The organism is Lysinibacillus sp. FSL M8-0134 (assembly GCF_038069745.1).
GTDB lineage: Bacteria > Bacillota > Bacilli > Bacillales_A > Planococcaceae > Lysinibacillus > Lysinibacillus irui.
Map to the genome: position 1 here is coordinate 3,471,339 of NZ_JBBPAJ010000001.1, position 9,762 is coordinate 3,481,100.

Annotated in this window: 7 protein-coding genes; 1 reads left to right on the top strand and 6 read right to left on the bottom strand. The window is 35.7% G+C overall.

The genetic code is table 11. The annotated features are described in order from the left end of the window. Window positions 1-7: 7 nt before the first annotated feature. Window positions 8-787: a Fe-S cluster assembly ATPase SufC gene (gene sufC / locus MKY49_RS17725; RefSeq protein WP_445928408.1), complete on the bottom strand. Its 780-nt coding sequence runs from the start codon at window positions 785-787 to the stop codon at window positions 8-10. A 523-nt stretch (window positions 788-1,310) separates the two neighbouring features. On the opposite strand from sufC, the gene MKY49_RS17730 reads away from it, so the two are divergent. Beyond that, complete coding sequence (locus MKY49_RS17730) at window positions 1,311-2,213, top strand: LysR family transcriptional regulator (protein ID WP_274794270.1); 903 nt, start codon at window positions 1,311-1,313, stop codon at window positions 2,211-2,213. 28 nt (window positions 2,214-2,241) lie between these two features. Here the strand turns inward: MKY49_RS17730 and MKY49_RS17735 are convergent, their stop codons facing one another. From MKY49_RS17735 to MKY49_RS17755, 5 genes are read right to left on the bottom strand one after another with little or no spacing between them, the layout of a single operon-like run. Then, window positions 2,242-3,288 (bottom strand): glycosyl hydrolase family 18 protein, encoded by a 1,047-nt coding sequence (locus tag MKY49_RS17735; protein ID WP_274794271.1) that lies wholly within the window; start codon window positions 3,286-3,288, stop codon window positions 2,242-2,244. Between the two features lie 22 nt (window positions 3,289-3,310). Beyond that, window positions 3,311-5,062 (bottom strand): polysaccharide deacetylase family protein, encoded by a 1,752-nt coding sequence (locus MKY49_RS17740; RefSeq protein WP_312505870.1) that lies wholly within the window; start codon window positions 5,060-5,062, stop codon window positions 3,311-3,313. Then, the gene (locus tag MKY49_RS17745) at window positions 5,059-6,927 is read right to left on the bottom strand and encodes a glycosyltransferase family 2 protein (RefSeq protein WP_312505871.1); all 1,869 of its coding nucleotides are present in this window, start codon (window positions 6,925-6,927) and stop codon (window positions 5,059-5,061) included. Before MKY49_RS17745 ends, MKY49_RS17740 begins: the two co-directional genes overlap by 4 nt. Beyond that, window positions 6,924-8,357: a polysaccharide deacetylase family protein gene (locus MKY49_RS17750; protein ID WP_313471369.1), complete on the bottom strand. Its 1,434-nt coding sequence runs from the start codon at window positions 8,355-8,357 to the stop codon at window positions 6,924-6,926. Before MKY49_RS17750 ends, MKY49_RS17745 begins: the two co-directional genes overlap by 4 nt. 16 nt (window positions 8,358-8,373) lie before the next feature. Next, complete coding sequence (locus tag MKY49_RS17755) at window positions 8,374-9,699, bottom strand: nucleotide sugar dehydrogenase (RefSeq protein ID WP_313471367.1); 1,326 nt, start codon at window positions 9,697-9,699, stop codon at window positions 8,374-8,376. Window positions 9,700-9,762: the final 63 nt, after the last annotated feature.

The window sequence follows — 9,762 nt, forward strand, 5'->3', positions numbered from 1 at the left end:
CTCCCTCTTATGCTTCTTGTTCTTCTGTTTCTTCTTCGATACCTAATTCTTTTTTAATCCAGTCATAACCATCTGCTTCTAAACGTTGTGCAAGTTCTGCACCACCAGATTTAACAACACGTCCTTGCATCATTACGTGTACATGGTCTGGAGTAATGTAGTTTAATAGACGTTGATAGTGCGTAATCATTAAGCAGCCAAAGCCTTCACCGCGCATTGCGTTGATACCCTTTGATACTACTTTAAGTGCATCGATATCAAGACCAGAGTCGATTTCGTCTAAAATAGCAAATGTTGGTTTAATCATCATTAATTGAAGAATCTCATTACGTTTTTTCTCACCGCCAGAGAAACCTTCATTTAAATAGCGTTGAGCCATATCTTCATTCATTTCTAGGAATTCCATATTTTTATCTAATTCACGGATAAATTTCATTAATGAAATTTCATCGCCTTCTTCACGACGTGCATTAATGGCTGAACGTAAGAAGTCAGCATTTGTTACACCTGCAATTTCAGATGGATATTGCATAGCTAGGAATAATCCCGCTTGAGCACGCTCGTCCACTTCCATTTCAAGTACATTTTCACCATCAAGCTCAACAGTACCTGAAGTTACTTCATATTTAGGATGACCCATAATAGCAGAAGCTAGTGTTGATTTACCAGTTCCGTTTGGTCCCATGATTGCGTGAATTTCATTTGTATTAATTGTAAGATTTACGCCTTTTAAAATCTCTTTCCCGTCGATAGCAACGTGAAGATCTTTAATTACTAAAGTTGACATGAAAATACCTCCATAGTGTTCAGTGAATGGGTCAACCATTCCTTAATTATCATCATTCTAATCTTAACTGAAAATCGTTCTCTATGCAAACCATTTCAATTACTTTCCTACTTCTTAAATAAAATCTTGAAAAATAAAGGCTTTGTAAGCATTTTCAGATTATTACTACTTGAACTAGATAATGAGAATGGACTTTCTTCATTTTCAATAAAATATCCCTAAATGAGAATCGATTTCATCTAGCTACATAGTGAAAACCTCTTGGAAAGTGCTAATTGTAGCGGTTTTGTGACAAATATGCATAAACAACATATCTATACTATAACCTATTTCATTAAAATGGAATCAATAAAAGAAGATATTTATATGATGTTTCTTTGAGACTTTACTATCCCAAACTATCCTACGAGATAGCATGCTACTTTAACTTTTATTTTGTCGTTACCAATCACTTTTCATCTTAAATAATATATAATTAAGGTAAAACCAATCTTATAATTAGATTAATAGAGGTGAATTATTAGTGGAGTTACGTCAATTACGCTATTTTGTAGAAGTTGCTGAACGTGAGCATATTTCAGAAGCCGCCGAGCATCTCCATGTAGCCCAATCTGCCATTAGTCGGCAAATCGCCAATCTTGAAGATGAGTTAGGTACTCCATTATTCGAGCGTGTTGGACGAAATGTTAAATTAACCCCTATAGGGAAGACGTTTCTAGAACATACCATAACAGCATTAAAGGCTATTGATTTTGCTGCCAAACAGGTGGAAGAATATCTTGATCCTGCTAAAGGCTCGATTAAAATTGGATTTCCAACAAGTTTGGCAAGCTATGTCCTTCCTACCGTTATATCAGCCTTTAAACGAGAATTTCCTGATTTACAATTCCAACTGCGACAAGGATCTTACCGATTTTTGATTGATGCTGTCAAAAATAGAGAATTAAATCTAGCCTTTCTGGGTCCTCTTCCCCCAAAGGACGAATCGATTCAATCCACAATCCTGTTTACTGAAAATATTGCTGCTCTTTTACCGGCCAATCACCCATTAGCTAAAAGAGAGAGTATCCAGCTTGCAGAGTTAAGAAATGATCTATTTGTATTATTTCCCGATGGCTATATTTTACATAAAGTCGCGATGGACGCTTGTCGAGCTGCTGGCTTCTTGCCAAATGTAATTTCTGAAGGGGAAGATTTAGATGCACTAAAAGGATTAGTGGCTGCTGGCATAGGTGTTAGCCTATTACCTGAAAGCTCCCTTTATGATTCTGCCGCTCGATTTACTGTCAAGGTTCCGATTGAATCTCCCACAATACCTAGAACAGTTGGTATTATCTCCCCTGTTAATCGAGAAATCGCACCATCAGAAGTCATATTTTTAGATTTTGTGAAAAACTTCTTTTCCCGCCTTTCCCAATTCCAATAAAAAAATCGCCTTTTGGGCGATTTTTTTATTATTCTGTTGATTGCTCAGCAATCCATTCTATTGTTTTCTCTCCTAAGCCTCCTGCACGCCATAATACAACGTCATGATAGCTTTTCTTCTGTACGTAAGTAACCCATTTTTCTAGCGTTTCTTGATCAGCATACCAAACTTCATGGCTGACATTATTGTCATCTACATATGAAAAATAAACGGCTCCACTTGCTTGATCACGCTGCTTAGCTGCTTTTCTATCGGCTAGTAATTGTTCGGCCTCAAGCTCTGTTAAAGCGACTGTTTTGCCCTGAGCTACCCAATCGAAACCTCCAGTGGCAAAGGCGATAGCTAAATCTTGATTAGACTTCTTTATTTTTGTTACTAAATCATCTAGAAAAGAAAAAGTAGCTTTAGCACCTGGCCCACTGTGATAACCATGAACATTATAGGCCATTACTGTATAGTGAGGTCCATCTGGCAATTTCACATCAAAAGGAAAGCGTGGTTCGAGTACAACATGCAATGTAACATCCTTTTTGGAAAGCTCTTGGTAAAGCTCTTCTAAAAATAGGATATAGTTTTGAAGGTCATCTTTAGCCACCTTTTCATAATCAATCTCAATGCCATTTACTTGATATTGTTCCACAACCCGCAAAATATTTCCAATATGCTTTTGCCTTGCTGAGGAATCCTGCAATAATCTATGCAAAAGCGTGCTATCCTTTTGAACAGATGGGGCATTCTCTGTTACATAATCATTGATGAGTGTTAGGATCACATGATGGGAATCATTAAATTGCTGCTTGGTCTTTTGCAACATATCTACGGCATTTTCTGTTAACAATAGTTCATCCTTGCTATTAAAATATGCGCCAAAAACACGTATATCTTGTAATCCAAGTTGAGAATTTTCCACATCTTTCATGGCGGATTTATTTTGCCATTCTGGTAACCAAATAGATAATCGGAGCTTCTCCTTATCGTTAAATTCTTCCTTTGCTTTAGCTGGCTGTTCTTTACTATTACTACAAGCTGTAATAAATAGTAGCGCAATACAAATAAATAACATAATGTTCTTCACTTGACTCTAATTTCACCCCGATTTAGAAGGTCTCGATAAAGAAATCAACGACATGATTAAATAACGCAGTGGATTTATACTTAACCTTTTCGAAATTCGTATATTGGTTCGTAAAAATAGTTTGATCGTTTTTATCTGTAATCAAAATATCTTCAATTAATGTATCGTAAATATCATCTGCATACTGTTCATGTGAAGTGTTCTTATTACTGTACAACGCACCAAATCCAATCTGTGCCCCTTGTAATTTCGGATTTATTTGAACGGTCTCGGATAATACATTATCTACATCTATTTCTATTTTATCCTTATTTATAGCAATGTTAAATACTCTTTTTTCCGTTAGGTTTCTTGGGTACTCTTCTTCATCTATACGTGACCCTTTTTGCGTATCATGGTAAGTGTAAACTGTTGCTTTATTAAATGCGTATTCTTCTTCATTCCACTTAATTTCATTTAATGGAAAGCGTTCTTTTTCGACAATTCCCCCGCCTGGTAATTTTTCACTTATTACAATCTCATTATCGACTAGTGCAATTCGTAAATAACTATTTGTTTTTTCATCATAATTTACATAGAAAGCTTGTTGGCCAACCACATTCCCTTTAAACGCAAAATTCACATTATATTGATCTGGCAGTTGCTCCTTTAGAAGAATTCTGCCTTCACTTGATGGAGCTGAAGTTAAGGTGATCTCATTATTTTCATATTCTGCCGCACCATTTATCACTTCCCAGTGTTGAGCTACTTCCCGATCTCCTATTTTAAATTGTACGTTTTGTCTACTGGCCTGTCTGATCTTCATCATCACATGATTGGTTGACCAATATGGCGATACTTGTAATCGGCTTAAATTATAAAGATCTGCCTCTTTATCATTGTAGGCCCCTAATTCTCGATTAAAATGCATACGAAACTTGTCCTTAATTTCTTTGTTATTGACACTTTCCACGAGAGGATCCATATTGTTATAAAGTGAGTTTGCATGCATAATTGCGTAGGCTTTAGGGACTTCCCCCAGCTCTTCATGATAGATATCCTGCATTAAATTGTAGTCCTTCTTAATTCGAGCCTCCATCTCTTGTCGAGTTTCACTTGGTATCATATATTGATTACGAATAAAATCCATTAAATAGTGATTATAGTATTCTATTGTTGTTTTATTCGGTACGTTGTTTTCATCGATGACGCCTAAGGACTGTCCTTTATCATTAAAAATATTAATATAAGTTAACCTATATCCATTGGAGCCCATTTCCCAATAACCACTTTTTTCCATCAACTTTAAATCTTTAGGCTTTAAAAATTTATTATCGGTTGTATCCATTTTATTGGCATACGTAAACATCGTTGCCTTATAATTTAATTTTTCCATAATATTTTGAGCAAAAATACTAGAATCTGTACGACCATCTTCAAATGATAGATACAAAGCTTTTTCCGGCAATGGTTTATCATGCTGATAGAAGTCTAAAATATCCTTTTGAGTAATAGTTTGATACCCTTGTTTTTCTAACAAAGTTAATTGTTCTTCTAAATTCTTTTTAGACACATATTTAGGTGATTCATTTCTACTGACACCAAAATAGGAAAGGGCAATAAAACCCTCTTTATTATTTAATGGAACTGTTTCAGCTCCTCTTTTCTCTGTTAGAAAAACAGCTTTAATTAAAATGACAGCTAACAATACTACTATAATTAATTGAGCGATCGAACGAATGATTTTCCGACGATTTTTTTTAGCTGGCTGAAGCTCTACACTTTTTCCGTTCATTCCTTCTCACCCTTTTTTCTAATTTTCAACATCGAAAATCGGGATTTTCGTAATTTTTGCTTTTCCATTTTCTTTTCCTTCGCTAGAACATCCTGTGGTGTTTCCCTTGTCCCCCATGTAGATTTCCAAAAAGTCACCCAAGCAACTGGCATCTGCCATAGCAAAATAAATTCATAATAAAGGACAAAGATAAAACCAAATCCCCATAGTTTACTTTTTCTAAAGAATAGATGAGCCAAACTCATTAGCATGGCCATTAATAGTAAACCTATTAAAAACGTTGTAGGAAAAATACCATACATGACTGGTACATAAATTAAGTTATAAACAACGACAATCGGTGCTGCAATCGGCACAATTAAACCGATAATGAAGAAAAGGAACATAAACGGTTCTTTTTTCCACATAAATAAAAATGCGCGCAATGATTCTCGAAGCCAAGAACGTTTCCATCTCATTTGCTGGGATAGAAAAACTTTTGTGTCAGATGGAACAATTGTCGAACAAATGGCATTGTCCTGATAGCCTGTTCGATGTGTTTTTAAAATATAGTTCGTCATACTACGGTCATCACCAAAAGTTGCTGGCTGACCAAGAAATTTTTGATTAAGCCAAGCTGTTTCATTTTTTAAAATTAGCTCTTTTCGGTAACAGGCTAGTGGTCCTGATAAGCAAGTAACCGTATCAAACCATGATTCAGCTGCTTTCATGATACGGAAGGCAATATAATAACGAACCGTTTGTAATTTAGTTAGCGCATTCGTAAATTTATTTTCAACCTCTGTTCGACCAGCCACACCGCCCATTTTAGGATCTTGAAAAGGTTGTACTAAATTGCGGATTGCATGTGGTTCTAAAAAACTATCTGAATCCACAAAAACAACTAAATCATGCTTTGCTTGATGAACACCCGCAACTAACGCTTCCCTTTTCCCACCATTTTGCGGAAGCTTATAAAACTTTAATCGATCATTCGTCTTAAATCTTTCACCCTCCTGATGAATAAGGTTAATCATGTCGTTTGCCTTTTCCTCTGTACGATCCGTTGAACAATCATCAACAACGATTACTTCTAATTTATCCACTGGGTAATATTGATTGATACAACTAGAAATCGTGCGGTGAATCCACTCTTCCTCATTAAAGACTGGGATAATAATGGAGACACCTGGTTCAAACTTCGGATTGATCGGTACACTTTTATAAAAAATACCAAATAAATATCTACTTAATAGAAATGTTGCTGCAATAATACTATAAAGATATAAAAATTTATTAAACCTAAAGTAAATCACACTTTCTGCTCTCATTAACATGACAATAAGCGATACGACCAATAAAAATAAACTGGCCATAAAAATAGAAATGCCCCAACGTTTTTTTGTCATATATTCGTTTAAAGGCTGTAAAAATTCACAGGCAGCATAATAACGTAGTTCTCCATCCACTTCTTTTGTAAAATAACGGACAACCTTAGCCTTTAACTTCACTTTAGCTTCATAGCCCTCAGGCATTGCACCACCCGGTATAGTGAAATTCATTGTTAAAATTTCATCTATTAAAAATTGATGAGGTTGATTAGAGTAAACGAGGATACCCGTTACCGAAATATCCTCTGCATAAAGTTTTTCTACGCTCACTTGGCGTTTTGCCCTTTTAATATGAACCTCAAAATGAGTTTCGTAGCGTAAACTCAATTGTTGAAGTCGATAAATTTCATTCACATCTGTCGGATCAATTTCCTCTTTCTGATAGGATGCTCCACGACGATTCACAAGGCTCCTTACATTTTCGGGATCGGGAATATTTGAAAGAATCCTACGGTCAGAGCGTGGTATCGTTAAGATCTCTTTTTTTGTTTTCATTGTTCATTCACATCCCTATTTGAATCTTCTTCAATCCAAGTTGACATTTTGCTAAAGCTATAACCATCTTCTAGAAGTTTTTCAATGATGAGTGGAAGTGCTTCTACCGTGTTTGTCCCATCTAGGATATGCATAACAATGACCTTTCCGGGCGCAACTCTAGAAATCACCCGGTCGTAAATATCTTGTGCTGAGTAATCTAAATTCCAATCAAAAGAAGCGATATCATACATAGCAATCGTTTTGATTCCCGCAGCAGTAATGATTTTAGCTGTTCGTTCATCCATGATTCCTTGAGCTGGTCGGAAATAAAGAAGTGGCGGCTCTTGTAATGCATAGGTTAATGCCTGATGTGCCTTCACTAAATCCGCTTGTAAGTCTTCTGGTGTCATCTTTGTAACATCTAAATGGTAATAGGAGTGGCTTGCTACCTCATGTCCTTCCTCTACAATCATCTTCGCTAATTGCGGATTCTTCTCTACTCCACTTCCTATTAGGAAAAAAGTGCTTTTGATATTATATTTACGTAATACATCCAACACTTCTTTTACTCTTTTTTCATGTGCCCAATCATCAAAAGTGATAGCTATTTCCTTTTTGGTTGTCTCTTTTCGATAATATAATTTTGGCTGGACTTGCTCATAATTTAAATTGGGACTAACAGCATCATATCCAGCAATCTCTTCCACTGACTTTGTTAAATAACGTTCATCTAATAGATCACTTAAGGTAGTAATAGTATACTCGCGTTCTTTAGCTAATTGAGCTAATAATGGTATTGCATCAATAATGGCTGGATTAATGTATGTGTTGAGATGAATAATAGAGCCCCTATCAATATATTTACTGATATAATTAATCAGCTCCTGAGCACTTTGCATTTTTCTATCAAGTGGGTTAATAGATAATCCAATAACAGCTTTCATATCAAGCGCCTTAGCTGCTAAGCGCATATTATCGGTAACGTCGCCTGAACGACTACGAACAAATTTTGGTGTATAGCCTAAATGCTCTTCAAAAATTTGATTGGTTAACATAATTTCTTCATACGTTTGCTCATAATTCAAGGTCGATACATCTGGAAATGTTAATGTACCGTTTTGCACCTCATGTCCTCTTTTTAAGATATCTTTCACAAGCTCTGGCTCCTGAGCAACACGCATTCCGTCCAGAAAAAAGGTAGCCTTCATATTCGAATCATCTAGTTTCGTTAATAGCAACTTCATCGTGTCGTTATCTGCTAAGCCATTAAATGTTAACGATACTTTCGGCACTACAATATTGGCATGACTGATTACATCACTTTTACTTCCATCAGATTTTTTAACCTCTATAGAAGAATCGATGGGATGAATCGTTTCTTGGGTCGCTGTCTGACATCCCGCTAAGAATAGTATGATGAGCAGACCACATAGTTTTAGTAGTTTCATTTCCTATGAATTCCCCTTATAATTTGTAATAATTTTTATTTTCGAACAAAAAATGGGTATTGCGTGTATCAAAAATTAAAGAAGCTTGTTGATCAATTAAAGAGTAATCAATAGTTGAATGATTCGTTAAAATTAATACTGCATCTGCTTGTTGGATTATTGGTGCTGTTAATGCAACCGTATCGAAATGCGATTGTTCGATAGAGAATGTTTGTATAAAAGGATCAATGATCGTTAATTGGCATTGTTTATCTAGTAGTTGTTGAATAACATGAAGTGCTGGCGATTCACGTGAATCATTTATGTTAGGCTTATAAGTGACACCAATGACAACAATATTGGCTCTATACAGCTCTTTATTTTGAATACGTAAGTAATTACTTAGTCTCTCGACTACAAAGTTGGGCATTGAGTCATTGATTTTATCAGCTGCTTCAATTAACGTTGCAGAGATACCATGTTGTTGCCCAGCCCATAGTAGATATTTGGGATCGACTGGAATACAATGTCCTCCCACTCCTGGCCCTGGTGTAAATGGCATAAAACCATACGGCTTTGTAGAAGCTGCATCAATAACTTCCCAAATATCAATGTTCATCTTATAGCAAATCTGACTTAACTCATTTACAAGGGCTATATTAATTTGGCGAAAAGTATTTTCAAGTAATTTCTCCATTTCAGCCACTCTAGGGCTTGTCACAGTACACACATGTGTATGAAGGACTGTTTCATAAAAAATTTTTGATAATTCTAGGCATGTGGCTGTTATTCCCCCAATGACTTTAGGTGTATTCGACACGGAAAAGGTGCTATTTCCTGGATCAACACGTTCTGGTGAATACGCTAAAAACAAATCATGACCAATAGCAAAACCATATTTTTGTAAAATAGGCTGGACCATTTCTTCTGTTGTCCCAGGGTAAGTCGTACTTTCAAGAATAACTAGCGTATTCGCTTTAATATTTTGTCCAATAGCATGCGTTGCTTCCTCGATATATGAAATATTAGGTGTCCCATCAGCAGTAGTAGGTGTAGGTACACAAATAATCACAACGTCTACTTGTGAAAGCATAGAAAAATCTTTAGTTGCTTCAAGTTGTTTACTTTCGATTGTTTGCTCTATATTTTCTCTCGGTAAATCAGCAATATAACTTTCACCATTTTGCAACTGTCTGATTTTTTCTTGATTCTTATCAAAGCCAATAACCTTAAATCCTTTTTGAGCCATTTCCACAGCAAACGGTAAACCTACATAGCCAAGTCCGATCACTCCAATTGTTGCTTTTTTTGTTTGAATTTTTTTCAATAAAGCTGTACTCAGTGATTTCGTTTCGATTGTCATTAAAATTACTCCTTTAATTAATCTGTTTTTCAATTTTTCGTTATTTTAACCGAGGAAAGTATT